Consider the following 26,863-nt stretch of genomic DNA (forward strand, 5'->3'; position numbering starts at 1 on the left):
AAGGACAATATTCTCATGAAGATTGGTTACAAATTATTCATGCTTGTTTTAAATCTTCCATTATTTATTGGAATTTTAAATTTTCAAGCACAAGCTCAAGTTAGTACTAGAAAATTGGGTGTAGCTGGTGATATTCCCGTTCCCGGCAATTATGATAAGGATGGTAGAACTGATATTGCAGTATGGCGACCCAGTAATGGTATTTGGTATGTAATTAAAAGTTCTACAGGTCAAACAATTACTAAAAAATGGGGTGTAAATGGCGATATTCCCGTTACCGGCGATTATGATGGTGATAGGATAACTGATATTGGAGTATGGCGACCCAGTAATGGTACTTGGTATGTAATTAACAGTTCTACCGGGCAAACAGTTACTAAACAATTGGGCGTAGATGGCGATATTCCTGTTCCCGGCAGTTATGATAATGATGGTAAAACTGATTTTGCAGTATGGCGACCCAGTAATGGTACTTGGTATGTAATTAACAGTTCTACCGGGCAAACAGTTACTAAAAAATGGGGTTTAAAGGGCGATATTCCCGTTTTCGGCGATTATGATTATGATAGTAGAACTGATTTTGCAGTATGGCGACCCAGTAATGGTACTTGGTATGTAATTAATAGTTATACGCGTCAAGTAGTTATTAAAAAATTGGGCGTAAATGGCGATGTTCCTGCCCCTGGTAAATACGATGATGATGGTAGAGCTGATTTTGCAGTATGGCGACCTAGTAATGGTACTTGGTATATAATTAACAGTTCTACAGGTCAAGTAGTTACTAGAGAATTGGGCCTAAATGGTGATATTCCTGCCCCTGGCATTTATAATTTCTCTATTAAAAGTGACTTCGCAGTATGGCGACCGAGTAATGGCACTTGGTATATTCTGAGGAATTAGGGCTAATATTTTGTCTGGTTAATTTCCTCCAAACAATAGACCTCTTGCAAAAGTCGCTTAAGCAAATTTGGTTGGGCGAGATGAAGCTCGTAATTGTAGAGAGCAGCAATAAGATTAAACCTCAAACTAAATCTTTTTCGATGACTTATATCGGCTCAAATGCTGATTACTTTGTCAACGGACAAAAGTTTTCGATCTCCTGAAATTGTTTTTATAACTCTGTTCACACCTTGTCACCACCAATACTGCTTGGATAAGACCAAAAACCTTGTGTAGAGACGCGAAATTGCACTTCGTGCCGCTACGAAGAAAGCGTCTCTACATCCTAAAACACTATCGAAAAATCCAAAAACCGAGCAGTATTGTTGTCACCACACGCTGTTCTCCAGCACTGTAAACTGCTACTTTTACCAATTTCTAAAGTTATGTAACTTTTTAAATAATTTATAGCTAGCAAGTTGATAGCTGCTATACAAGCAGTTTTTGGCTGAAAAAAAATGGCAGTTAGCCGCGGCACTACAGACCATAGCACAAAAAATAACACTAGAGGAAATGACACAGGTATGCAATTGATCCAACAGTTCGGAAAACTGTTAACTTTTGTAGTCTTAATAGGTTCCTCAATGGTTTCAGCATCTTCAGTTAGCGCAAAACAATTACCAATAGACTCAGAACCAATAGACTCAGTACCAATATGGAATCCAGTATCTACTAAAAAAGCCATGACTTGGATTATCAACACTGTTATATATACCAATGTATACAACAGCGGCAAAACCTATGCCCAAGTTAGATATGATAGTCAAACCGATCCCTATTCTGGTGATACTTCTGTAAATCAAGCCCTGTCACTACTTTGCATTCGTAAATCACTGGAACTCGCAGTTGATCCGATTCCAAATCAGACTCAATCTGCTATTACGCCTGGTGGTGCATCTAAAAACTCTTGGTCTGGTGGAGAAATCTTCGCTATTCCTAACGTTCTAGGTAGCTCCTTGGTGTCTCCAGAAGTAGCAGATGGTAAATGTGACCAAGCTGGTCAAGAACGTTATCATCTATCTGGGTTCAGGATGGCAGAGTTTCATGATGGCACCGCTCCAAATGCAGGTTGGGGTTTTTGGGCACAATCCGACGATCCTAATCTGAGTAGCGCAGGTATTCGCTATTGGGTGAAAATTAACGATCAAAATGCGAATCCTTGGTAAGTAGTGGTTAAGCTGAGATATGGGATGCGATTCGTTCTGGAGAAACCCATTTATACAGTTGCAAAAATCAATTAATGAATTCTAGCAAGAGATTCTAGAAAGCTTACGACAAAACCCTCAGAGTCCTTATCCATCGCTCAACTTCTGTTTACTTCTTGCATAAATCAAAAATAAGAACCCACTCCTAAGAATTTCCTCTTAGAAGTGGGGATGTTAAGGACTTTTGCAAGAAGTCTAATATCTTTATCAACCCTGCTCTGACAAAGTTTGATTTTTGCTCACCTCTTCCCCCTTGCGGGGAGGAGTCATTTTATGTGGCTAATTCATCTTTTCACTCAGCAACGCCCTCTTTCTCGCACGGACTCCTCCTCAAAGCGGTTTTTGAGAAGGTACACCTACAGCACGAGGAAAATTAAGTGCTGTGTTTGCTACCTTACGCACATAAAGGCAATGACGGATGCTATCACTTAGAGGAGTGGTAAATTTTTCAATTAACTCAATCACACCACCTAACTGGTTAACAGCATTTTGTAAATCCGTGGTTTCTTCCTTTGTCCAATTACCGCGATAAATTACCCCTAAACCACCAGGCTTAAGCAATGGTAGAGTATATTCTGCACAAACAGAGGCTGCCCCTACAGCACGGATCAATGCAATATCGTAAGCTTGTCGGTGCTGGCGGTGCTGACCGATTTCTTCAGCCCTACCAACAAGAGTTTTGGCATTGGTAAGGGCAAGTTCGGTTAATATATTGTCGATAAAAGTAATTTTTTTCCGGGTTGAATCCATCAAAGTAATTGTGCAATTAGGTACAGTAATTGCTACTGGAATACCTGGAAAACCTGCACCTGTACCAATATCGATGAGAGCGGGGGAAGCACTTATGCCAGGGAGCAGAAGAGTAGGAGAGAAATTTGCTGATAACAGGGGTGCAATTGGTCGCAGAGAATCCCACAGATGTTTTTCCCAAAACTCTTGGGGGTCAGTGATCCGAGTTAAATTTAGTTGGCGATTACCTTCTAGGATTAACTCATAAAGCTTTTGAAATTGTGCTTGGTCTTGGACAGTTGGTTGCCAATTCAGAGTTTGCTGCCAGATTTCTGCCATCTCAGGCAATAAATTTGTCATTTGTCATTTGTCATTGGGCATTAGTTATTCTTTCTTTCCTGAGTCCCTCAGTCCCTCATCTCCCTCATCTCCGTCATCCCCATTCACACCGATGGTAAAGGCTCTTTAACTTTCGCTTCTAGTGTCTTTGGGTCTACTGATTGTAGTTCACCGTGGTTGAGTGTCCAGCAACGATCTGCGATCGCTAGCAAATCCCCAGCATCGTGTGTCACTATTAACAGCGTCCAATCTTGTTTCAGTTTCGCTAATAAATTTACCAGCTGCCGACGCATTGACCAATCTAACCCAGCTGTCGGTTCATCCAATAACAGTAAATTTGGCTGACGAATCAATTGCACTGCTAAAGCTAAACGTCGTTGCTGACCACCACTCAAAGCATGTGGGGCAGCCGAAAGCGATAAATGCTCTAATCCCACCTCAGTTAGTGCTTCTCTGACTCGTTCTGACCCTAACTCAGGATGTCCTAAACGCAATTCTTCTAAAATTGAACCACCGCAAAAGTGCCGCTCTGGAAACTGAAATACCAACCCAGCCAATTGTTGTAGCTGTTCGGCTATAAGTTCTTGTTCTCGCCAAAAGAGGCCGCCGCTAGTGGGTTCGGCTAGTCCCGACAAAATTTCTAGTAACGTACTTTTACCTGAACCACTCGCGCCAATAATCAGACCTAGCTGCTGGGGTGCTAATTCCAAGTTGATCGATTTGAGAATCGCTGCTGGGCAAGCTGTCGGGTGATAAATTAGATTTCGGAGATAGAGCATTTGTTAAGATTACCAAAAAGTCAGCAAATTACTGATTAGCTACACTGAGAGCATCTAGAAAATTCAAAGAAAGGATTAACACCTTAATCTAGCAGCAAGAATCATCCACATTTTTCTCCATTGTGGCAGACTCACCCTGAAAACTTTGGCTATAACCAGCCTGGGAACATGGAAAAATTACCAAAGTCAACCTTGAATATAAGAAAATTTTGGTTTCAGCAGAGGCAACTTAACACTTCGATTTCGCCCAGTCTAAAATTTAACCATTTTTTGCATTCTAAGTAACACATACAACTATTTCAACCGCAAATATTCTGAGGATTAAAATGACTAAAAGGTTTTCTTCGCCTCGATTAGTAGTGTCTGCTAAACTTACTATCCTTGCTCAGACTGCTTTTGGTGCTGCGTTCGCCTTTGGCGTTGCCCCTTGGGCAATCGCACTTAATCTATGGGTAAATCCCTCATTGGCTGGCGATCCGTTTCGCAATCGTGAACCTCATCAAATTGGCGACCAAACAGAAGCCGCTTTTAAAGCGATTTTCCAACAGGGCAATTATCCAGCAGCAGAGCGTTATTTGCAACAAGCACTATCCAAAGAGCCAAATGAACCTCTAGCTTATGCCATGAACGCATCTTTAGCATACGGAAATAAGGATTGGGCTAAACTAGACACCTACAGCCAAAAAACTCTAGAAACTGGACAAAAACTGATTTCTAGCGATCCCTTGCGTGGTAATTTATACACTGCTGTTGGTCATTTTTTAGAGGGAGCAGTAATTATCACCCGTGAGGGTACAGTCAACGGTGTACCGCAAGCCTTTAGTCGGTTGCGGCAAGTTTATGAATATTTAGACAAAGCCGAAGCAATTTCTGCCAACGATCCAGAACTGAATTTAATCAAGGGTTATATGGATTTATTATTGGCGGTTAATTTGCCTTTTGCCAGCCCAGATCAGGCAATTGGACGCTTAGAAGAAAATGCTGCTCCTGGGTATCTAGTAGATCGGGGTATTGCCCTTGCTTATCGGGATTTAAAGCGGTATCCACAGGCACTAGAGTATGTCAACCGGGCGATCAAAACTACATCAGATAATCCAGAAATTTATTATCTTAAAGCCCAAATACTCAAAAAACTGGGGCAAAAAGAACAAAGCCAGCAAATAATCCAGGAAGCGATCGCTAATTTTGACAAAGCATTGACTAAAAAATCCCAACTCCCAGGCGATTTAGTCAAACAAATTGAACGTGAACGCAGCAGTGCTGTTAGCCTGAGCAATTCTAGATAATAGGGCATAGAGCAGGTGGGAAATAATAACTCCTAACTCCTAACTCCTAACTCCTAACTCCTAACTCCTCACTCCCCACTCCCCACTCCCTACTTTGATATGCTTATTTGCAGAACAGTAATTGAGATGCTAGACCAAAATGGAGATTCAGTTCCGCGAAATTAATCCTTTTGATATGTGGATTTGGCTGAAATTCAGCACTAATCCTTCTGCGCGTGAAAAGCAGTATGTAGAAGAAGTCTTCAACTCCTGGTTTTATCTGGGTAAATTGGGTGCATTTAATGCAGAGAATCTTCAGGTGCAGGACACTGGACTCGATATCAGCTACATGAATTATGATGAACAAGGGTATGACAAAAGTCTGTTAGCACTGATGCACAACATCGGGGAGTTTGAATATGAGGGACAGTGGGGGCGTTGTTGGTTTGATTTAGGAACTAGTGATGCGATCGCATTGGATATTCTAATCAACGCCCTCACACAGCTAAGTCAAGAATATGTCACCATTGAAGAATTGTACGTCGGTGGCGAAAATTCCGATTGGCCTATTGAGGATAGCGAAAGTCGTCCTCAGTCTATTTATGATAATTAGTTACAAAAATGAATAAAGCAGGTGAAATTAGGGTAATAGCTTTGGGGCTAATTCGGAATGGCGATGGCTCTGCCATCGCCAAGGGCGAACGCATATTTCTTTCTGAAGGCTACGATCCCGTTAAGCAAGAAACATTTTATCGTGCTCTAGGGGGTGGTGTTGAATTTGGCGAAACCAGTCGCACCGCCTTAGAACGAGAGTTTCAAGAAGAAATTCAGGCAGATTTAACAAATATTAAATATTTAGGTTGTATAGAGAACCTGTTTACATTTAATGGTAGGCAAGGTCATGAAATTATTCAGCTTTATCAATGTGACTTTGCTGATTCAAAATTTTATCAACTAGAAAGTTTAGTTTTTTCAGAATCACAAACTCATAAACATAGGGCGTTATGGATAGATATCTCTCGCTTGAAATCTGGGGAATTCAAATTAGTACCTGAAGTATTTTTTGAATATTTATAAAACATCAGGATAAAACATCTGGATAAAACATCTGGGAATTTACTAAGATTGCTTTGCTGTTAATGATGCTCCCGCACTCAGCAAAGACACAATATATTGGTTGAGACTAACGCCTTCCCGTTCAGAAGTCTCAGCTAAACGTCGATGTAAAGATTTTGGCATTCGTAGTATTAGTTTACCGCTATAGCTATCATTATTACTTGGTAAAGGAATATTATCGCCGGCTTCATAAGCTGTTTCAATCCATAATTCCCGCGCTTCATTGAGATTTGCCATTGTCTCTTCAAGGGTTTCGCCTTGGGTAAGACATCCAGGTAAATTTTTAATTTTGGCTACATATCCACCCTCTGGATCGGGGTAAAGTGTTACAGGGTACTGAAGATTTAAATAATATTCTAACGACGGCTTTTCAATCTGCTGGTTTTTCTGCTTCAGTGTCTTCATCAATCCACTCTTCTAAATTTAATAGTTCAACTATTTGCTGTACATAGATCCGCTCGTCTTTTCATCTATAGCGTTTCCTAATCAAATGAGGTACATCATAGCAAGCTCCTCGCTTGCTCTTAGGGGGTTGGGGGTGGGGTTCTTGTACCTCACTCAACTGAGAACCGCTCGCTATAAATTGGGTATGCGATCGCACTGTGTCGCTATAGCTGAGAGAGCAAGTTGTTATATTCTGCGTGTGAACCAAGCCAAAACCAAATAACGGTATCTCCATCTAACTGTCCAACCGCTCGATAACTTTTGCTAATCCGTGCTGAATAAATTGGTAGTTCTGGATGTACTTTTTTGAAGCGTAAGCTTGGATGGCTCGGATGTTGTTTAAAGAGGCGGTATGCCTCACGGGCTTGCTCTTGAACTTGCTCAGGTAGATCACCAAACCTTTGACGAAACTGAGCGGTTATACGTGACTTCACAATGTATCAGGATCTAACTCTTGGGTTTTTCCTGCACGGTATTCAGCCATTGCCTCGGCTGCAAGGAAAGCTAGTACGTCAGGGGAACTGGCGAAAGTTTCATCCCAAGAGCGTTCATCTTCTAGTTCTTCCAAAATCAACGCCGCGATCGCATTTTGTTCATTGGGAGGCAAAATTTTGAGTTTGGCGATCGCTTGTTCAAGTAGCTCAGTCATAGCTGTTATACGAAAGTCATACTATAAATTATCTCTGCTTGCACGCTGTTCGGGTTATCGGGTGCGATCGCTTTATCTTTATTGCCAACCAGGATAGATGAGTTGGTTAGTTGATAACAGAGCTATTTGTTGCGCCAATGTCCTTCAACATGGGTTCCATCCTTACGACGATAACCTTGAACATAGACAAGATCCTCCCAATTTTCTGCGGTTTATACAATTGAGTTCTTTGATCAGTATTCCCAAGATTCTCAAGCTATCTAACGTAGGTAGAATCAAATTTTGATTCAAATCGGGTATGTAATCCGCGGTAATAGCGGTGTAGCTGCGATCGCCTACAGTGGAAGAAAAGCATAATAGCTCTCCCCAACGATGGTTATTGCTTTCTCTGAAATCACACTCTGCATTCTCCCGAAAGCATCAATAAAATTCTGCAATTGTTAATCTCCGGAGTTTTTTCGCTAGCTGTTTAAGTTCCATGACTTGCAAAAATTGATTTGCAGACACTGGTAAAGTACCATAGCGATCGCTCTCCATAGCAAAAATTGATCGCTTTAATTTGAGACAGTTCTACAATAAAAGCAAAGACATTGAGGTTGAACTAACCTAATGGGTGTACCTGAAATAAACCCAAAGATACCAATGCTTTCACCAAGCCTCTACGAAACTGATTTTTACGCTTGGACACAGGAACAAGTAACTTTACTTCGGACTGAGCAGTGGAGTCAGATTGATCTGCTAAATCTGATTGAGGAGATTCAATCTTTGGGTAAACAGCAACGTCAAGAGCTGCGAAATCGTCTAAGCGTGTTAATTTGTCATTTACTAAAATGGCAGTACCAGTCCCAACGCCGTAGCCGTAGCTGGTTAGCAACACTTCGGATTCAACGCTTAGATATTGCTGAACTGCTTGAAGACAATCCTAGCCTAAAGCCTTACCTAGAAGAAGCACTTGGCAAAGCCTACCTTAAAGGTATCGAATTAGCTGTTGGAGAAACAGATTTGCCCAAGCGGACTTTTCCGGTAGAGTGTCCTTACAGTTTGCTAGAGATTGTGGACTATGATTTCTACCCCGGTGAACCAAGCAAGTTACTAGATGAATCAGAGCAGTAATTTGAAATTAAAGTAAATCTTCTTCAGATAGCTGGGCTATTTTCATCAAGGCTTTTAATGTTCCAACTTTCAAGTCTTGATTGCGGTGAACAGGAATTGACAAGATTTTTTCTACTTCAAGGTTTTCATAAATATGATGACTACCAGTAATTCTTTGCAAAACCCAACCTTTTTGCTCCACAATCTTACAAATTTGTTTACCAGAAATCGATTTCATACAGCAATTTCGACAACTTGATCTGTTGATTCAATTGAATTGCGACTGTTGGCAACTTCAAGCCAACCTTCAATAGCATCCTTTAAATTAGTTATTACCTCTTCTATGGTGTCGCCTTCAGTAATACAACCAGGAAGTGCGGGAACCTCTGCCCAATAGCCGCCTTCTTCTGCTGGATGAATGATTGCTCTAATTTTCATAAACTGATTGTCCTCTATAGGTTTGGTTCTAAATTGATAGAAACTTAAACAAAACTGCTCAAACACCAACCGCCTCTGGAATCGCACCTTGCATTCTCCCGAAAGCATCAATCAAATTCTGCAATTGTTGATCTGCTTTAAATACTCCTAACCCACGTACCGTGACTTTCCCAGGAGAATAGACAAAGCGCGTCTTCAGATTTTCGGGTAAATTCGCCGCCAATAAATTCCAAGCGGGTTCCTCCATCGGCGTTTCTAAAACAACGTGCTGCTTGTTTTCTGGTTTAATCCGACTAAATCCAAGTTTTTTCGCTAGCTGTTTGAGTTCCATGACTCGCAAAAGTTGATTTGCAGGCACTGGTAAACTACCATAGCGATCGCTCCACTCGGCTGCAATCTGCTTTAATTCTGATTTAGATTTAGCTGTGGCTACCGCCCGATAAGCACTCATCTTTTGATCCAAATCGGTGATATAATCTGCTGGGATAAACGCCGTCAGGTTAAGATCAATCTGGGTATCCTCCACTTTCGGAATTTCTTGTCCTCGGATTTCCCTGATTGCTTCTTCCAGCATTTCCATGTATAAATCAAAACCGATGGCATCCATTTGACCGGATTGTTCTGCACCTAGCAAGTTACCCACGCCTCTGATTTCCATGTCGCGCATCGCTAGCTGATATCCAGAACCTAGCTGAGTAAATTCCTGAATTGCTCGTAATCGTTGCCGCGCCGCATCAGATAAAGTCCGTTGCTTGGGATAAAATAACCAAGCATGAGCTTGGATACCTGCACGTCCCACACGACCGCGTAATTGATACAGTTGAGCCAATCCAAAGCGGTGAGCATCTTCAATCAAAATTGTGTTGACTCGGGGAATATCTAAGCCAGATTCAATAATTGTCGTACAAACCAGGATATCTGCATCGCCATTGCTGAAAGTGAGCATGGTTGATTCTAACTCGCTTTCATCCATTTGACCGTGAGCGATCGCAAACCTAGCTCCCGGTAACACTTCTCGTAAATTGGCTGTTGTCTCTTCAATTCCATCCACCCGTGGAACTACATAAAATACTTGTCCACCTCTGTCTAATTCTTGACGAATTGCCGTGCGGATACTTTCAGAATTTATTGGTGATAAATGGGTTTTAATCGCTCGTCTAGTTGGGGGTGGCGTGGTAATTAAACTCATTTCCCGAATTCCCGACAAGGACATATACAAAGTCCGGGGAATAGGAGTCGCGGAGAGGGTAAGCACGTCCACTTGAGTTTTTAGGCTTTTAATTTTCTCTTTCTGGTTTACCCCAAAGCGCTGTTCTTCATCTACTACCAACAATCCTAAATCTCGGAATAGCACACCTTTACCCAAAAGTTGCTGTGTACCAACAACTACATCTAATTCACCCGTTGCCAATCGCTTTTGAATATCACGGCGTTCTTCAGCCGAACGAAAACGGTTGAGTAAACCGACATTTACGGGGTAGGGAGCAAAACGTTCTTTGAGTGTATGGTAATGCTGCTGTGTTAAAATAGTCGTCGGCGCAAGGAGTGCCACTTGTTTACCGGCGATGACTGCTTTGAAAATAGCACGAATCGCCACTTCCGTCTTTCCAAAACCGACATCGCCACAAACTAAGCGATCCATTGGGCGATCGCTTTCCATGTCGCGTTTGACATCTTGGACAGCTTTGAGTTGATCCGTTGTGGGTTGGTAGGGGAAAGAATCTTCGAGTTCCTCCTGCCAAGGCATATCACTGGGAAAGCTAAAACCTTGTTGTTGCGATCGCGCTGCATACAGTTTCAACAAGTCCACTGCCAATTTTCTAATCGCTTTGCGGACTTTATTCTTGGTATTTTCCCAAGCTTTACCGGTCATCCTGTTGAGTTCGGGTGCTTTATCACCTCCGGCGCGGAATCGAGATAAAGCACCCACTTGCTCGGCTGCAACTCTTAATAATCCATCAGCATACTGCACCACCAAATAATCACGGGTTTCGTTATTAATCGTCAAACTTTCCAGCTTGACAAATTTACCAACACCATGATTTCTGTGAACTACATAATCACCTGGACGCAGCTTATTAGGATCAACTTGTTTAGAAGTAGCTTTGTGGCGCTTGCGGATATAGCCGGGAGTCGCCAAAGAATGCTGCCCAAAAAATTCCCGATCTGTAACAATTACCAAACGGTATGTAGGCAGGATAAAACCTTCTAGTTCAGCAAGACCAGAATATTTTAGGGCTATGGGAGTATGGTTAATTTTGAGTTTATCGATCGCTTGATAGTCGCGGGGATTCGGGATAAACTGAGCCGGACAATCATGTTCTTGTAACAGCGAGACAGAGCGCGAAGGTTGAGCAGAAATTAACCAGATCGAGAAATGGCGATCGCGTTCTTGGCGAATGGTTTCAGCTAGTTTAGCAAACTGGTGTGGGGTAACTGGAACAGGTCGGCTGGCAAGATTAATCCCATCATTTTCCTCTGAGAGTTCCGATAAATATAATGTTTTAAACCTGGCAACATGAGCCAAACACTCATCAAAAGAACGGTGAATCTTCGGCAATGTTAGGGGAGTGGGGATAGATTCTTCCCCATTCCCTACTCCCAACTCCCTATTCCCTATTCCCCATTGTTCCTCGGCATTTTCTACCCAGCGATCGCTATGAGCATGACACTGTTCTGGCTCATCAATGGCAATCAGGGTATTTTCTGATAAGTAGTTTAGCAGAGATGCTGGTTGCTCGAAAGCCAACCCCAAAAAGCGACGACTACCCTCCAAGAGCGATGATTTCTCAGTACTAAGTTCTGACTCAGAATTTAACTCATAACTCCTAACTCCTAACTCATAACTATTCTTTAGTGCCGCCATGACGATGGGAGCAAAACTAGTGGGGGTAAGAATTAACCGATCAACTTTATCGAGGGCGGAACGTTGGGTTGCTGGGTCAAATTCCCGCATTTGCTCAATTTCATCGCCAAACCATTCCAGCCGGACTGGAAACTCAGATGAAACTGGGTACACATCAACAATATCGCCCCGTCGGCTCCACTGTCCTTCTGTTTCCACCAAAGGAACTCTTTCATACCCCAAAATAGTTATTTTCTCACTGAAGGTATTCAAGTCTAATTCCATCCCCCGCTTCAAAGTAAGACAGAATTGCCCAAAAGCTTGTGGTGGTGGTAAGTGGGGTTGCAGCGCCCCTTGAGTAGCCACAATTGCTAAATTTGTCATTTGTCCTTTGTCATTTGTCCTTTGTCCTTGGTTTGTTTCTAATGACAGCTGACTAATCACTAATGACTCTTGAACGGCAGTTGCTTCACTTGGGGAGACCCCAAGACCGCACTGCCTCTTTTTGAGCAAATCTGCCAATACCTGCATTTGCCCCCAACTCATCTCAGTTTCCGGGTCAAAAGGTTCGTAGGGAGAAGCCTCGGAGGTGGGGTAAAAATGTACTGTTTGCCATCCCATTGCCTCCAGTTGTGCATAAACGCGTCCAGCTTCTTCCAGAGTGGCGCAAACCACAAACAAATCCTTGCCCGTAGCCTGCGCCAATGCCGAAGCCACCAAACCCTTGGGTAGTCGAGCAACGCCATTTAACCGCAATTCTTGTTGTCGGTTTAGCTTAGAAATAAATTCAGTGGTGAGCGGCGATCGCGCTAAGGCACGCACAATAGAAGAAAATGACATAAGTACTACTAGCGGTGGGAGTCTTTGTGGATCAGAAAATCTTGAGGCAGTTTATCTCAACTATTTTAAAAGTGTTAACAGCCTTCTTATTCTTTCGGTGGAAGAATAATGCACGGCGACTAATAAACTTAAGAAGTATAACTATTACTTTGTGTACAGTAAAAGCATTTATAGAAGCACCTTTAATACTAGATACTAGGTAGTGAGCTACGTTCGTGATAAGTGGCAATTTTAAACATGTCCTCCATAAATTTTGAAATTTTAATCATTTTGGTGCTAATTATTGCCAACGGCGTGTTTTCTATGTCTGAGATGGCGATTGTCTCGGCCCGGAAAGTTAGGCTACAACAGCTTGCTAATCAAGGAGATGCCAAGGCAAAGGCAGCATTGAAACTAGCTGAGTCTCCAAATCATTTTCTGTCAACCGTCCAAGTAGGTATTTCCTTGATTGGTATCCTGACTGGTGCTTTTGGAGGAGCAACAATTGCCAGCCGAGTGGCAGTCTATGTAAAACTTGTGCCTTTATTAGCACCTTATAGTGAACCCCTATCTTTTGGAATAGTGGTTTTGATCATTACCTATTTGTCACTGATTGTTGGCGAATTGGTACCGAAGCGTTTGGCATTAAACAACCCAGAAAGGATTGCATCGATTGTAGCGATTCCTATGCAAGCCTTGGCGGCGATCGCTTCTCCAGTGGTCTTTCTCTTAAGCGCTTCTACAGATTTGATCCTGCGAGTGCTGGGAATTACAGCTTCTACCGAGCCGCAAGTTACCGAAGAAGAAATTAAAATCTTGATTGAGCAAGGCACTGAGGCGGGAACCTTTGAGGAAGCTGAACAGGATATGGTGGAGCGAGTTTTTCGTTTAGGCGATCGCGCTGTCAGCTACTTAATGACACCCCGTCCTGATATTGTCTGGTTAGACTTGGATGACACTGCCGAAGAAAATCGCCAAAAAATGATTGATAGTGCCTATTCTCGGTATCCAGTTTGTCAGGGAGGACTTGACAATGTGCTGGGTGTTATGCCGGTTACCGACTTATTAGCCAGAAATTTTCGAGGAGAAGCACTAGACTTAACACTGGGATTGCGACAGCCCGTATTCGTGCCAGAAAGCACCCGTGGTTTGAAAGTTTTGGAATTATTCAAGCAAACGATCACTCACATGGCCCTAGTAGTCGATGAATATGGCGTGATTCAAGGATTAGTCACTCTCAACGACATTATGAGCGAAATCGTGGGTGATGTTCCCTCAACAGATGGCCAGGATCAACCACAAGCCGTGCAACGCGAAGATGGTTCCTGGCTTTTGGATGGGATGTTACCTGTAGAGGAGTTTTTGGAACTTTTCGGTATGGAAGAGTGGAAATCCGAAGAAAGCGGCAGTTATCAAACTTTAGGCGGTTTTGTCATCACCCATTTAGGTCGTATTCCTGCCGCAGCAGATCATTTTGAATGGCAAGGTATGCGAATTGAAGTAATGGATATGGATGGTAACCGCGTTGATAAGGTGCTAATCGTACCTAAGGCAAATAAATCAGCAGATCCGAATAAATCTGATTAGCATTGGGCATTGAGAATGGGGCATTGGGCATTGAGAATTGATTGTTTATATTTTCCATGCACTATGCCCAATGTCACTTGGTGTGTTAGGCTAAAGCCGTAATTTACCCTACCAGCTTGTCGGTTGGGCATCTTATATTACCCGCCTTAATCAACATAAAAAAATTAAATTATAGATGACTATCTTAAAGAAAAAATCAAGGAAAATCTTAAGATTTAAATTAGAAAATTTTTTAAGAATAAAGCAGTCAAAAATTACCAAATATTAGATGATATTTTTCCTAATGAAAGACGAATACGTTCTCTAATAGGTGGATTAGAAACAAGTCTAGGAACAAGTTTTTGGGAACCTATATCTAAAACCTTAGCTGAAATTAATGGATTTAAATTATCAAAAAGAAAATATTAGTTCCAACTCCCTTTCCTGAAGTTTTGCAGAATGAATTGGATAAATTAGTTTCTGAACGTGAAAACAAGTCTAATAACAGGAGAGTTTCAACAGAGGAATGTATAGGCAGGCTAACAAACGCTGCGGCAAAAACCAATCCTCAAGACATCGCCGCCTACATCTATAAATCTCCTCCATCAGGAACTGGAGTTGATATTCATTTGTCTAAGGACGGAATTGAATATCTTTTTGATATAAAAACTGCACAGCGAAATCTAGCTGATTTTCAAAAGTTTAACAAACAAATGCTACAGTGATATGCTTATCGACTTGCTAAAGATACAAATGCTAAGTTAAAAGCTCGTATTGCTATTCCTTTTAATCCTTTTTCCAAATCTTGGTATGAAAAGCAAAAAGGTAAGTTATCTAGTTCTCCTCTAGATATCGCTCAAGATATATGGGTCGAAAATGAATTTTGGGATTTTTGTTCTGGAACTGAAAATACATTTGAGCAATTAAAGGCACTTTTTGTTGAGTTAGGACAAGAAAACTTTGCCGCATAATTTAGTGATATTTTTTACCAAAATTAGTTTAAATATCAAGAATACTTAGCAACTCTTTAGCTACATACTCAACAACAGGTACAGGAACAGCATTACCAAACTGTTTTCTGGCAATATCATCTTTTTCGTGATATTCAAAATTTTTCGGAAAACCTTGTAATTTACAAGCGTGTTTTGCCATGATTGGGATAAAATTTTTCTGTTTATAAATTTTTTCTAAAAATATATTTTTATACTCATCTGGATTGCTAGCATTAATTGATACTGTTGCTATATAGTCTTTAGCACCAGTAGCAGTTAAAGTTGGCACAATATCAGCAGTAGGTAAAATAATTCTATAAATATCATTAATACCTGTCATATTTTTAGAATTAACAAATTCATACTTATTATCAGCAGTTAATCGGAATATTCCTTTTTTAACTAGTTCATTTAATTCATTTATCTCTATATCAAATATTATTTGTTTAAAATTATCAAAAGATAAGGGATTACCATCTTTCTCTCCATACTTTTTACTTCTTCTATGTTTTAGAAGATTTAAGCAAATCATTTTTTCTCTATCAGTGGTTTCTATAATATCCCAAGAGTGAATTGTTGTATGTCCATTTCTTAAATCCGAAAAAATAAAGAAATCATTTAATTCGTGATCTTTTTGAAATCTAGTTCTGGATGGTGGAATCATACCTTTAAATAAAGTATGTCGATCTAACTTCACTTTTTCAATAAGTTTTGCAGATTTAATATCATCCAAAACATCAAACACTTTTGGATGAATATTCAAAGGAATAGGAAATTTATACTCTTGGCATTTTTCTAGATCATTTCTAATTCCAACAATAAAAACTCTATCTCTATTTTGAGGTAAACCAAAATCATAAGCATTGAGGACTTTCCATTTAACACAATATCGTATGCTTTCTAATTCATGTACAATTATTTGCAAATTATCTATATTTTTCGGGCTTGCTAATCCACTGACATTCTCAAATATAAAGGCTTTAGGTTTATTTTTATTGACTAGTCGAATTACATCAAACCATAACCTTCCTCGCTTGTCTTCAAATCCCTTTAAACGACCTGCGACAGACCAAGGTTGACACGGAACGCCACCAACTACTATATCTACATGAGAGGGAAGCTCACTTATTTTTGTTATATCTCCTAATTCAATTTCATCTTTATTTAAGTAGCTGATAAAATTTTGTTGATAAACTTTTATAGCTTGTTTATCTATTTCAGAATAGCCTAAGCATTGACCGCCTAGTTTTTGTAAAGCAATTCTAAACCCACCAATACCAGCAAATAGATCGATGAAAGCGAATTTATTTTGATAAGTTACTAACTGTAGAGGTAATTCTATTTGTTTTGGATTTTGTGAAAATACAGGTTTCATTTTTGTTAGCCAACTTGATTAACTAACTCTTGGAATGTAGCGACTTAGTATATTTGATGATATACTAAGTTTCTAACCCTCAACTCTGAGATAATCGTTTTACCTCTGCACCCGCTAACATCTGATGGGCTTGTGCCAAAACTTGGGGGATTTTATCGGCGTGGGGATTGCGGGCGAGACATTGACGCAAGTCTAATTCGTCTAGCCTCTGGGCTTTGTTGCCGGGAAACCAATGGCTGGCATTACCAAGCAGGTTGTAACGCATTTTGGCATAGTCTACCAGATCGTAGGCGATCGCTAGATTCCACAGCCACAAAATTACCCGAATATTTACCTCACCAGGGGTTTCCTCAAAGGTTGGTAGATTAGTCTGCCACGATTTTACCCAATCTTCTCCCAAAGTAGCGATCGCTTCTGACTCTAACCTTGCTAAAATTGGTGGCAAAATTTCTGATGCCCCATCTATTAATTTTAAAGTCTTCAGATGTTCATCAAAATCTTCTGGTTTTGCTGCTCCCAAACTTAGGGTATGCACCTCTTGATGACTCAAACAAAACAAATCATTAAACACCATTGGACTCAAAGGAGCGCAAAGATTTACTAATCTTTCTGGTGGTTTATACAATAAACCTCCTTTATCAGAAGGGCTAATAATAAACACCCCCATATCATGGCGTTTAGCTGCTTCAATTGCCGCCCAATTCCATTGATTAATATAGTACCAGTGTAGGTTTACGTAATCAAATTGATTGGTATTAATTGTTTGCACAATCATATCTGTTGAACCGTGTGTGGAAAAGCCAATAAATCTAACTTTTCCCTCTGCTTGCAACTGCTGCGCTACTTCCAAACAGCCACCGGGACGGATGCTGTAGTCTAATGACTCAGCATGATTGATGCCGTGCAACCCTAAAAGGTCAACATAATCTAGCTGGAGATTATGCAATGATTGTTCAAAAGCGTTGCGGAATTCTTTCGCATCTGCCTTTGGAATTATTTTGGTTTGAACAATCAACTTTTCACGGGGAAACTTAGGCAATATTCTCCCTAATTGCATTTCGGAAGTGCCATAACCACGAGCAGTTTCAATATGATTAATCCCAACCTCAACTGCCCTTCTAATAGTCGCTTCGAGATTCGCCTGGTTATCAACAGGAATTTCATTATTGGGAACATCTTCCCATTTAAACTGATATCTCATGCCACCGCAGGAAAAGACTGGCATCTGTAATTCTGTGCGTCCAAATCGTCTATATAGCATCAGTAGATTGTGGATTGCTTACCAACTTGAAATCTAAAAACAACAGCCATTCAAGCCTATATTGCCACAATAACAACATCTGTTTAATCTTGTGACACTAGCAAGATTTATTGCATATTAAGGAATTCTGTAAAATAACTTAAACACTTTTTATGTGAAAACTAGAATCACAAGCGATTTCAGGTAAAACTTATACAAGTTATTTTTAGATGATCCCTAAACTGTCCAGGCTTTGTGGTTATTGGATTGCAACCAGTATTCTAGTTCCATAACCTGATTTTATTCTGTAATATCAATTGAAGCCTTCATAGAAAGCTCTAATTTTTTAGCCATTAACCGGATGCTAGGCTCTGTAAAAATACTAAGGTGATCACCAGGAATTTCATGTATCTCCAATCCTCCATCCGCCAATTTAGTCCAACTTAGTTCAGGCTCATCCTGAAAACGCCTATCACTAGCCATAAAGAGGGTTATACGACCCAAGTAAGATTGTGGTATATACTTGGTTGCATATTCTTCTACAAGTTTGAAGTATGCCGCTCGGCTGACTAGATATTGGAGTTTTTTAATTCTGATAAATTCATTTTTTAGAGCTATCTTGGCATATTTTTGTGACACACGTTCTAGAAAATATTTTAAAAGATAGCCAGGCCCAATTTTTAAAAATTGATCCAAGTTGTATGATAGGCTCTTGGACATCGGCATTCTTTTGATTGTACCTGGTACATAAGAATCAAACAAAGCTAGTAAAGCTATGTCTTGACCTTGTGATGACAATTGTTGAGCCATTTCAAATGCTATGACTCCTCCAAAAGAATGACCTCCCAAAAAATAAGGGCCTTCAGGTTGGAGAGTTCTTATTTCATTGATGTAGCACGATGCTAATTCCTCTATTCCATTGAATCTAATTGGCATTCCCTGTCCATCCCGTGATATTAGGGCATAAACAGGTTGTTCTGAATCTAAATAAGGAACTAGAGACTGATATAAGTTAAATCCTTGACACAAAAATAAAGGTGGTTTAGAACCATTAGGTTTAATTGGTACTAAACACGATAAGGACGGCGAAAACTCTAATTTGCGAAGAATTATGGCTAGTTGCTCAATGGTCGGATTTTGATAAAGAATAGCCAAGGGCATATCTTTTTTAAAGGCTTTTTGGACTTGTGCAAATACCCGTATGGATAGCAACGAGTTGCCTCCTAAATCAAAAAAGTTATCTTTGATGCCAATAGGCTTGATACCTAGTACTTTTTCCCAAATCCTTGCCAGTTTCAGTTCCGTCTCATCGCTGGGAGCCGCAAAACTTTCTTCTACTTGTTGTCTGGTTTGAGCAGGTTCTGGCAGAGAACGACGATCTATCTTGCCGTTAGGAGTCATTGGTAAAGCTTTCAATATCACAAAAGCTGAAGGCATCATGTAAATAGGTAGTTTCTCCTGTAAGAAACGACGCAGTTGCTCAACCTTAACTGTCTGTTCCTGGTTCAGAGTCAGATAAGCCACAAGACTTTTGTCACCGTGAACTTCTTCTCTAATGATGACAACAGCTTCTTTCACACAGGGGTGTTGTCTAAGAACAGCTTCAATTTCTCCTAATTCAATTCGGAAGCCACGTATTTTCACTTGGTGGTCAATCCGGCCAAGGAACTCGATATTACCATCGCTCAAGTAACGTGCCAAATCCCCAGTTTTGTAAAGACGTGCGCCAACTTTAGAACTAAAAGGGTGGAAAATGAACTTCTCTGTTGTTAATTCAGGACGGTTAAGATAGCCTCGCGCTAGACCAATCCCGCCAATGTAGAGTTCACCTGATTTACCAACAGGCACAGGCTGCAAATTTTCATCAAGGATGTAAATATCTGCATTAGCAATAGGGCGACCAATCGGAGCAATGGTATAATTAGTGCCGCGCTGACAAGTCCAGAGAGTGGCATCAATAGAAGCTTCTGTCGGGCCATAGCAATTATGGAAAACATTGTCCAAATTCACTTGGGCAAAAAATTTTTCTATGAGTTCGCTAGGTAAAGCTTCACCACCGCAGGTAATATGCCTAAGAAATCGACAATTCTCAATTCCCTTCTCTTCCAGTAAAACACGCAGTATAGAAGGTACTAAGCCCAAGACAGTAATTTGCCGTTCAGTAATCACCTTGACCAGGTAAGCAGTGTCTTGATGTCCACCAGGGCGAGCTATGATCAATTGCCCCCCGAAGCACAAGGGCCAGAATATTTGCCACACTGAAGGGTCGAAGCTAAAAGAAATAGTCAGTAAAACTTTATCTGCTTGAGTTAATCTAAAGGTTGTTTGCCGCCAGTATAGTTGATTGCAGATACCACGATGAGGGATCATTACACCCTTGGGTTGTCCTGTAGAACCAGATGTGTAGATTACGTAGATCAGGTTATCAGTCGTCGTTTGATTTACAGGATTTTCTTGACTTTTTTGGGTGTTACCTTGCCAGTTTGAGTCTAGACAAACCACTTGCGCCTGATGCGGTGGTAGGTTCTTGACCAATTTCTGTTGGGTCAACAACACTGGTGTCTGGGTATCTGATAAGATGAAGGCTAAACGCTCTGGGGGATATGCTGGATCTAAAGGCACATAAGCGCCTCCAGCTTTTAGAATACCCAGTACTCCTACGATCATCTCCAAGGAGCGCTCCAGGCAAATCCCTACAAGAACTTCAGGCCCAACGCCCAAAGTACGTAAGTGGTGCGCTAGTTGATTTGCTCGCTGGTTTAACTGCTGATAAGTAAGTTGTATATTTTCAAATACTACAGCAATTGCTTGGGGCGATCGCTCTACTTGCATCTCAAACATCTCATGGATGCAAAGATACCGAGCAAGTACTTGGGTATCATTGCATCCCTCTAGAACTTGAGTACCAATGCTGTGAGTTAAGGTATTTAACGGAATATTTTGCTTATACTCTGGAGCCTGGCTATTTATCTGCATTTTCTATATATCAACTCCATCAAAAAATGCCATTGTTTTAATTTATTATTTATTGTAAATGTTTTTATTCAAAATTCTTTGTGAAACTGCATATTAATGAATGCGGAATGTGCTCAGGATATAAAGCTAGCTAGGCTTAAGGGCAGGCTGGTGCGCGAACCGCTTTTGAATTGCAATATCCAGGCTAATTATATACATCTTCAAATATAATTGATTCTAAAAACTCTACCTAATCGATTTTTATTCAACATAAATAATCACCAAATTTTTCCTAAATAAATATTTTATTCTTAACTAAAATTTTAAAATACATTTAAATTTAAAACTTCCCTGACTGCATTGTTTAGTTCCAGTCAGGGACAAGTTTAATTTCCGGCTTACGTTTATTTAACAAATAATTTTTTTGGCTTTTTCCTGGAAATATACGATTTAAATGCAATAACTAAAAATAATTTATCTTTTTTTATGAAAATTTGCTGAATAAAACAATAATTATTACCGAATCTTCATTATGTTTATTCAAATGTAAAAATAGTGTAAAGCTAAAAAAATGATTCTCTCTGACTAGGTAAAAATGTCTATAATGCAGATATCACAAGACTCACAGATATCAAACACTACTGATATTACTCTATGACAAATTCTGTAGAGATGCCCATCAAACTTAGTCAAGCTCAACCACAACAGAAAGTTATGTAAACTTTTGTAACGATAATCAAATTTTTGATGCATTTTGTTATATCTTATGCATGTAAGTTTTATTAATCAGTAATTATGCGTACACAAACAGAGAACTTCTAAGCAAAGCTGAATTATTCTAGCTAAACATGCTACAGTAATTTCCGAAAGGATATACTTGTCTAGATAGAATTCAAAATCTGCAATTGAACTATATTAGCTCAGTTCAACTGTTACGCAACTTAAAAATCTTTCTTAATATTCGTACCTGACTGACTTGATTATTTACGTCAGGGATTTTATTCAATTATTAAGTTAACTCATAAAGAAATCCAAAAAAACCTTTTATTTGGTATCAAAGCTCAAAATTTCGAGGCTAGACTGGATTCTACCCTGCAACAAAAGGTAAGTATTTGGGTAGTAACCGCACTAAAGCCCACCTCGGAAGATGCTTTTGATCAATAATTTAAATTTAGTGAAAAGATAATGATTAATAGTAGCCTACAAAGTCCAGGTTTCTTTAAAATAAAAATGTGATATCCCCTACTTATCTTAATATAAGCCTCCATCAAATTTTAACTACATCAAGTGTTTCTATATGAGTAATCAAAGCATTACAACAAGTAAATTCAGTGAAGTGCCTTTAGATTTACGTGCATCTTCATTTGCCAGGGTACGCAAGGGTTCGTGGTGGTTGAGATTAACAACATTGTTTTTAGTAGACTACACTCTTTTATCCTTGGCTTGGGTTTTAGCTGGATATGAATCCTCTTATGGGCATTTGACTTCGTATCTACAAAATCATTATTTGCCGATTTTAATAACTATTGCAATTCAAATAGGCTCATTAGCTATCGAGGGTATTTATCGAGAAGGTCAAAAACGCTATGACTATCTCAATATTATAAAATCGCTAACTTTTGCTCATGGGTTAATACTCCTAGTTTGCCTTTTATATAAGCCAGTTATCGATATTACACGCCCAAAATTAATATTATTATCTTGGGTACTAAGTATATTATTTGTTTCCACTGGTAGATACGCGATAAATATTACTCTTGAATATCTACGTAAGCAAAGAAAAATAGTTCGTTCTTCTGTCTTTATTATTTGTGATTCTCAAGACCATGAGCAGATAGCTAGCTTTATAAAAAAAGAAAAACATTATATTGTCTCTGGAACTGCTAAAGCTAATGCATTAGATAGATATCAACGTCAAAAAACATTGAATCAACTTAATGAATTAGGTGTAACAGAAGTTTTTATATCTTGGGATGCTCTAAAAAATAGAATGTTTTTATGCTGGTTATTTCAAGCATCTGGCATCCAAGTACATATTTTGCCGATGGAACTAAAACCAATTTATAAAAACATAGAATTTAATAAAATAGGTGGAATGCCTTGTCTGAGTTTGGATTGTCCGATAATTACAGGGAAAGATTTTTGGATAAAACGCAGTTGTGATTTTTGCTTTGCGACTTTATTTGTGATGTTATCATTCCCTATTTATATAGCTATAGCTATAGCTATAAAACTGGACTCTCCCGGCACAGTATTTTACAGACAAACCCGTATAGGTTTACATGGGCAACAGTTTAAAGTATGGAAATTCAGAACTATGAGGTCTGATGCAGAAAAATTCCAGAAAGAATTAGAAGCATTAAATGAAACGAAAGATGGAATTATCTTTAAAATTAAAGACGATCCTCGTATTACCCGTGTTGGAAAATTCCTTCGACGTTACAGCTTAGACGAATTACCTCAACTTTTTAACGTTATCTTTGGAGAAATGAGTATAGTAGGACCTCGCCCTTTACCTATTAGAGATGTAGATAAGTTTTCTGAACATCATTTTATACGGCATGAAGTTTTACCTGGGATTACAGGTCTTTGGCAAGTCTCAGGTCGCTCGGATATTTTAGATTTTGAACAAGTAATAAATCTTGATCTTAACTACATCGAAAATTGGTCGCTTGGGTTAGACTTTGAAATTCTCCTCAAAACAGTTATGGTAGTTTTGAAAAAAGAAGGTGCCTACTAAGGTAAGAAAAATAAAATCATAGCGGACAGCAATTAATTATAAGGATTGAGACAATTATTGCTGTCTCCATTAAAGCTTCTGTTTTTTACCCATTAAATAAACTCAATTTATGAAATATATAGGTATTGGTAATTCAATATAAGCGAATTAAGGTTAATTATTAATTTAAGAATAGGAGAAAAATATAAATTTATAAGTAATGCTTATTACCAATACATTAGGAATCTTGGGAGGTGTGGCAGTTGTTTCGCAATATTGAGTGAGTTAATAGATGCAGCTTTAATGGCATTATTAATGAATATCCTAGGTTTTTGTTTTAGGCACTTTATTTATTTCACCTATATTCGCCTATTTTCATCAGATTTAGGGTGAATTATGGGACGACGGTTAATAATAAGTGTTGTAATTTTACCTAGATTCGGAATTAGGGCAAAAAATTATTTTGTACTTTATATTGACTACGATTTATTGCTGTTTTATCTAATAATTTGTGCGTTTGGCAGGTTTAGTTTTTTGTGGATAAAAGTTTTAAGAGAGCAAAAAAAATTTTAAAATAAAATCCAAGCAGGAAGACATCCAAATTTGTTGAATAAATAATTGTAGGTGATAATATAATCTTAATTATGATTAAAATTGCGTTATTACATTTTGGTTTTGAAGACTATACCATCGAATTAGCCAACAGTCTGGTTAAATATGTTGATTTAACACTGATTCATCCGCAAAAAGTCTCAGATGTTTGTATCAATGTTATTGATCCTAGTATCCGCGTCATTAGCTTTAAAAAACCACGGATTCGCGACCTACGTAACATATTGTCTATGGGCGCTATGATGCATATAATCAAAGACATACAGCCAGATGTTTTACATGTGCAAGAAACTAACGATCCTTGGTACGATTGGACATTGTTACTCAACAAGATGCCACCATTGGTGACAACTATCCACGATATATTCCGTCACCCAGGTGATAGTATGGCTGTATTCGGTTCAGAGTATACCAGGCGTATTGCTTTCTACCGTTCCCAACAATTGATTGTCCATACTCATCAACTAAAAAAGATTTTAATTGAACAATTTAATTTACCTCAAGAGCGAGTCAATATTATACCGCATGGGGAACTTGGTAGTTTGTATCAGCGCCGAAGTAATCACAAGAGTCAGCCTCGTGAGCCAAATACATTGCTATTTTTTGGACGCATCTGGCCTTATAAAGGATTAAAATATTTGCTTGAAGCTATGCCTTTAATTGCTGAACGTGTGCCTGAAGTGAAACTGATTATTGCTGGACAAGGAGAAAACATTAAACAATATTTCCCTGATGGCTATGATGAGAAACGCTACGAGATTATCAATGACTTTATACCCCTTGAAGAAGTAAGTAATTTATTTCAACGCAGTACAGTAACAGTTTTACCATACATAGAAGCTTCTCAAAGTGGTGTGGCAGCCCTATCTTATGGAATGGGAACACCGGTTATAGCCTCGGAGGTAGGGGGATTAAGTGAAATCGTTCAGGATAAAAAAGATGGGCTGTTAGTTCCTGCCTGTGATAATCGATCCTTAGCTGATGCCATAATTTCTTTATTAAGCGATCGCGACTTGCAACAACGTATGCAAACTGCGGCAGTAGCTCGTTGTCAGGAAGATTTAAATTGGTCAAATATTGCCGCTCAAACTGTTGAAGTTTATCAAAAAACCATAAAAACGAGGCATTAAAAGCACTATCCTCATTACTTTGGCATTTAACGAACATAATAATTAGAAATTTAAAAAACAAAGTATTTGCCAAAATCGACTGATACTAGCAACGACTAATGACTGGCTTGCTTAATATATTTTCTATATGTATACATGATGATAGATATCATAAAAAATGAGAAAATTTTTAATTTCTGGTGAACAAATACTTACATTCGCTTGCTTGATGCTCTACTCAGGAACTCCGCTAGATGCTTTTCTAACGGATGGCTATACTGTACAAGAGGGTGATAGAACTATATTTCGACTCCTTTATACTTTTACATACATAGTTAGCCTTTGCTTCATTGCTCTACGCTGGAAGAAGGTTACTTACGTTTTTAGCAGAGATAAGTTTATTTGGATATTGATTGGAGTTTGTGCACTTTCTAGTTTTTGGTCTTTAGATGCAGGCATTACTTTACGTCGCGCTATTGGTTTGGCAGGAACAAGTATCTTTGGACTTTATTTAGCTTCACGATACACCATAAACCAGCAACTGAAGTTATGTGCATACATGCTTGGCATTTCAGCAGTAATGTGTTTTGTATTTGTTATATTAATACCCAAATATGGTTTGTCAGGCGGTATTGATGGAAATACTTGGCGAGGAATATTCCAAACCAAGAATGTTCTTGGCAAGAGATTTGTACTTAGTGGAGCAGTATTTTTCTTCCTTGCCATGACTACTCAAAAAAATCGCTTGGTTTTATGGGTTGGCTATATTACTTCTGGATTACTTGTAATACTATCAAAATCAACAACATCTCTAGGTAATTTTATAATCATTACAGGTGCTTTTCTTATATATTATCGAATTTTAAACTTAAAGTATAAAGTAATGATACCTGTTGTAACATTTGCGTTAGCATTTGGTATAGCATTTTACACTTGGTTTCTTGCAAATGCTGATACAATTCTTGGCTCAGTAGGTAAGGACACAACACTCACTGGACGTGCAGAATTATGGCCTGCTGTGTTGCAGATGATTGCAAAAAAACCGTGGCTAGGATATGGCTATGGAGCATTCTGGACAGAGAAGGGTGAGTCTTCTATTATTGTACAAACCGTAGAATGGAATGCTCCTAATGCTCACAATGGTTTTTTGGATCTATGGTTAGCATTGGGTCTATTAGGAATTTTGATTTTTCTAATTGGGTTCGTTATTAATTTATTAAGAGGAATATATTTAATCCGATGGAATCAAACATCTCAAAATCTATGGCTTTTAGTCTATCTTACCTATATTATTCTTTCAAATCTAACCGAAACTACATTATTAGAGCAAAATAGCCTGGAATGGATACTTTATGTATCAGCAATATTATCAAGCAAAGTTTCTACACGCACAAATTTGTCAAAATAAAATCAATAAGTTTACTCAATATCAAAAGAAAGCGTGAGCGTTTTGCATCTGGTAAAATCAATCAAACTTTAACTTGTGATTCTTTCGATCATAATATTAATCAAAAATAGACCAAATATTCAAAAATTACAGCTAATGTGTCGAACTAATAGTCTCAAGATTATTATATTAAGTTCTAGCTTAGTCCAGCAGGGTGTTATTTCCCGTTATGAGAAACTGTCATGGCTG

Annotated in this window: 23 protein-coding genes and 2 pseudogenes; 12 read left to right on the forward strand and 13 right to left on the reverse strand. The window is 39.0% G+C overall.

The window, feature by feature from the left end; all coding sequences use genetic code 11:
* Positions 1 to 15 precede the first annotated feature (15 nt).
* Positions 16 to 900 (forward strand): hypothetical protein, encoded by an 885-nt coding sequence (locus V7K32_RS12610; protein ID WP_334993625.1) that lies wholly within the window; start codon positions 16 to 18, stop codon positions 898 to 900.
* Positions 901 to 1,397: 497 nt separating this feature from the next.
* Positions 1,398 to 2,105, forward strand: a complete 708-nt coding sequence (locus V7K32_RS12615; RefSeq protein WP_334993627.1) for a hypothetical protein — start codon at positions 1,398 to 1,400, stop codon at positions 2,103 to 2,105.
* A gap of 369 nt (positions 2,106 to 2,474) precedes the next feature.
* Here V7K32_RS12615 and rsmG read toward each other — a convergent pair whose 3' ends face one another.
* Both rsmG and V7K32_RS12625 read right to left on the reverse strand, forming a co-directional pair.
* On the reverse strand, positions 2,475 to 3,233 hold the full coding sequence (gene rsmG / locus V7K32_RS12620; RefSeq protein WP_334993629.1) for a 16S rRNA (guanine(527)-N(7))-methyltransferase RsmG: 759 nt from the start codon (positions 3,231 to 3,233) through the stop codon (positions 2,475 to 2,477).
* A gap of 83 nt (positions 3,234 to 3,316) precedes the next feature.
* Positions 3,317 to 3,991, reverse strand: a complete 675-nt coding sequence (locus V7K32_RS12625; protein ID WP_334993631.1) for an ABC transporter ATP-binding protein — start codon at positions 3,989 to 3,991, stop codon at positions 3,317 to 3,319.
* Between the two features lie 326 nt (positions 3,992 to 4,317).
* Here V7K32_RS12625 and V7K32_RS12630 point away from each other — a divergent pair, with 326 nt between their 5' ends.
* The 3 genes from V7K32_RS12630 to V7K32_RS12640 all read left to right on the forward strand — a co-directional run bounded on the left by V7K32_RS12630 (position 4,318) and on the right by V7K32_RS12640 (position 6,333).
* Complete coding sequence (locus V7K32_RS12630; protein WP_334993633.1) at positions 4,318 to 5,277, forward strand: Sll0314/Alr1548 family TPR repeat-containing protein; 960 nt, start codon at positions 4,318 to 4,320, stop codon at positions 5,275 to 5,277.
* 139 nt (positions 5,278 to 5,416) lie between these two features.
* On the forward strand, positions 5,417 to 5,869 hold the full coding sequence (locus V7K32_RS12635; RefSeq protein WP_334880694.1) for a DUF3531 family protein: 453 nt from the start codon (positions 5,417 to 5,419) through the stop codon (positions 5,867 to 5,869).
* An 8-nt stretch (positions 5,870 to 5,877) separates the two neighbouring features.
* On the forward strand, positions 5,878 to 6,333 hold the full coding sequence (locus V7K32_RS12640) for an NUDIX hydrolase (protein WP_334993635.1): 456 nt from the start codon (positions 5,878 to 5,880) through the stop codon (positions 6,331 to 6,333).
* A 42-nt stretch (positions 6,334 to 6,375) separates the two neighbouring features.
* Here V7K32_RS12640 and V7K32_RS12645 read toward each other — a convergent pair whose 3' ends face one another.
* The 4 genes and pseudogenes from V7K32_RS12645 to V7K32_RS28735 all read right to left on the reverse strand — a co-directional run.
* Entirely contained in the window at positions 6,376 to 6,777 is a 402-nt protein-coding gene (locus V7K32_RS12645; RefSeq protein WP_334993636.1) for a type II toxin-antitoxin system HicB family antitoxin, read from the reverse strand.
* A 203-nt stretch (positions 6,778 to 6,980) separates the two neighbouring features.
* Entirely contained in the window at positions 6,981 to 7,250 is a 270-nt protein-coding gene (locus tag V7K32_RS12650; protein WP_334993638.1) for a ParE family toxin-like protein, read from the reverse strand.
* Positions 7,247 to 7,465: a hypothetical protein gene (locus V7K32_RS12655; RefSeq protein WP_334993640.1), complete on the reverse strand. Its 219-nt coding sequence runs from the start codon at positions 7,463 to 7,465 to the stop codon at positions 7,247 to 7,249. Before V7K32_RS12655 ends, V7K32_RS12650 begins: the two co-directional genes overlap by 4 nt.
* A gap of 420 nt (positions 7,466 to 7,885) precedes the next feature.
* Positions 7,886 to 8,011 (reverse strand): annotated as a pseudogene (locus V7K32_RS28735) (TRCF domain-containing protein); the annotation flags it as partial.
* A 96-nt stretch (positions 8,012 to 8,107) separates the two neighbouring features.
* Between V7K32_RS28735 and V7K32_RS12660 the strand changes: the two are divergent.
* Positions 8,108 to 8,578, forward strand: coding sequence for a DUF29 domain-containing protein (locus tag V7K32_RS12660; protein ID WP_334993642.1), 471 nt, complete (start codon positions 8,108 to 8,110; stop codon positions 8,576 to 8,578).
* 7 nt (positions 8,579 to 8,585) lie between these two features.
* Here the strand turns inward: V7K32_RS12660 and V7K32_RS12665 are convergent, their stop codons facing one another.
* Genes V7K32_RS12665 through mfd form a run of 3 tightly spaced genes read right to left on the reverse strand, consistent with a single transcriptional unit; the run spans position 8,586 to position 12,680 of the window.
* Positions 8,586 to 8,795 carry a type II toxin-antitoxin system HicA family toxin gene (locus V7K32_RS12665; protein ID WP_334993644.1) on the reverse strand — a complete coding sequence of 70 codons (210 nt, stop codon included), beginning with the start codon at positions 8,793 to 8,795 and terminating at the stop codon, positions 8,586 to 8,588.
* On the reverse strand, positions 8,792 to 8,995 hold the full coding sequence (locus V7K32_RS12670) for a type II toxin-antitoxin system HicB family antitoxin (RefSeq protein WP_334993646.1): 204 nt from the start codon (positions 8,993 to 8,995) through the stop codon (positions 8,792 to 8,794). The genes V7K32_RS12665 and V7K32_RS12670 overlap by 4 nt, the downstream gene beginning before the upstream one ends.
* A 58-nt stretch (positions 8,996 to 9,053) precedes the next feature.
* Positions 9,054 to 12,680, reverse strand: a complete 3,627-nt coding sequence (mfd, locus tag V7K32_RS12675; protein ID WP_334993648.1) for a transcription-repair coupling factor — start codon at positions 12,678 to 12,680, stop codon at positions 9,054 to 9,056.
* A gap of 237 nt (positions 12,681 to 12,917) precedes the next feature.
* Here mfd and V7K32_RS12680 point away from each other — a divergent pair, with 237 nt between their 5' ends.
* Positions 12,918 to 14,246, forward strand: coding sequence for a hemolysin family protein (locus tag V7K32_RS12680; protein WP_334993650.1), 1,329 nt, complete (start codon positions 12,918 to 12,920; stop codon positions 14,244 to 14,246).
* Here the strand turns inward: V7K32_RS12680 and V7K32_RS12685 are convergent.
* Positions 14,243 to 14,377, reverse strand: coding sequence for a hypothetical protein (locus V7K32_RS12685; protein ID WP_334993652.1), 135 nt, complete (start codon positions 14,375 to 14,377; stop codon positions 14,243 to 14,245). The two genes, V7K32_RS12680 and V7K32_RS12685, sit on opposite strands and share 4 nt — an antisense overlap.
* Positions 14,378 to 14,677: 300 nt before the next feature.
* Here V7K32_RS12685 and V7K32_RS12690 point away from each other — a divergent pair, with 300 nt between their 5' ends.
* Positions 14,678 to 14,950, forward strand: coding sequence for a hypothetical protein (locus V7K32_RS12690; protein WP_334993654.1), 273 nt, complete (start codon positions 14,678 to 14,680; stop codon positions 14,948 to 14,950).
* A 54-nt stretch (positions 14,951 to 15,004) separates the two neighbouring features.
* Positions 15,005 to 15,196 carry a TdeIII family type II restriction endonuclease gene (locus V7K32_RS12695; RefSeq protein ID WP_334993679.1) on the forward strand — a complete coding sequence of 64 codons (192 nt, stop codon included), beginning with the start codon at positions 15,005 to 15,007 and terminating at the stop codon, positions 15,194 to 15,196.
* A 28-nt stretch (positions 15,197 to 15,224) separates the two neighbouring features.
* On the opposite strand, the gene V7K32_RS12700 is transcribed toward V7K32_RS12695, so the two are convergent.
* From V7K32_RS12700 to V7K32_RS12710, 3 genes and pseudogenes are all read right to left on the reverse strand, one after another.
* On the reverse strand, positions 15,225 to 16,592 hold the full coding sequence (locus V7K32_RS12700; RefSeq protein ID WP_334993656.1) for a DNA cytosine methyltransferase: 1,368 nt from the start codon (positions 16,590 to 16,592) through the stop codon (positions 15,225 to 15,227).
* 79 nt (positions 16,593 to 16,671) lie between these two features.
* The gene (locus V7K32_RS12705; RefSeq protein ID WP_334993657.1) at positions 16,672 to 17,853 is read right to left on the reverse strand and encodes an aldo/keto reductase; all 1,182 of its coding nucleotides are present in this window, start codon (positions 17,851 to 17,853) and stop codon (positions 16,672 to 16,674) included.
* Positions 17,854 to 18,132: 279 nt separating this feature from the next.
* Positions 18,133 to 20,784, reverse strand: a pseudogene (locus V7K32_RS12710) (non-ribosomal peptide synthetase); the annotation flags it as partial.
* A 1,300-nt stretch (positions 20,785 to 22,084) separates the two neighbouring features.
* On the opposite strand from V7K32_RS12710, the gene V7K32_RS12715 reads away from it, so the two are divergent.
* The 3 genes from V7K32_RS12715 to V7K32_RS12725 all read left to right on the forward strand — a co-directional run bounded on the left by V7K32_RS12715 (position 22,085) and on the right by V7K32_RS12725 (position 26,635).
* Complete coding sequence (locus V7K32_RS12715) at positions 22,085 to 23,527, forward strand: sugar transferase (RefSeq protein ID WP_334993661.1); 1,443 nt, start codon at positions 22,085 to 22,087, stop codon at positions 23,525 to 23,527.
* A gap of 623 nt (positions 23,528 to 24,150) precedes the next feature.
* Positions 24,151 to 25,248, forward strand: coding sequence for a glycosyltransferase family 4 protein (locus V7K32_RS12720; RefSeq protein WP_334993663.1), 1,098 nt, complete (start codon positions 24,151 to 24,153; stop codon positions 25,246 to 25,248).
* 157 nt (positions 25,249 to 25,405) lie between these two features.
* On the forward strand, positions 25,406 to 26,635 hold the full coding sequence (locus V7K32_RS12725) for an O-antigen ligase family protein (RefSeq protein ID WP_334993665.1): 1,230 nt from the start codon (positions 25,406 to 25,408) through the stop codon (positions 26,633 to 26,635).
* The last annotated feature ends 228 nt before the right edge of the window (positions 26,636 to 26,863 follow it).

This window comes from Nostoc sp. (assembly GCF_036917635.1).
In the GTDB taxonomy this organism is placed as follows: Bacteria; Cyanobacteriota; Cyanobacteriia; order Cyanobacteriales; family Nostocaceae; genus Nostoc.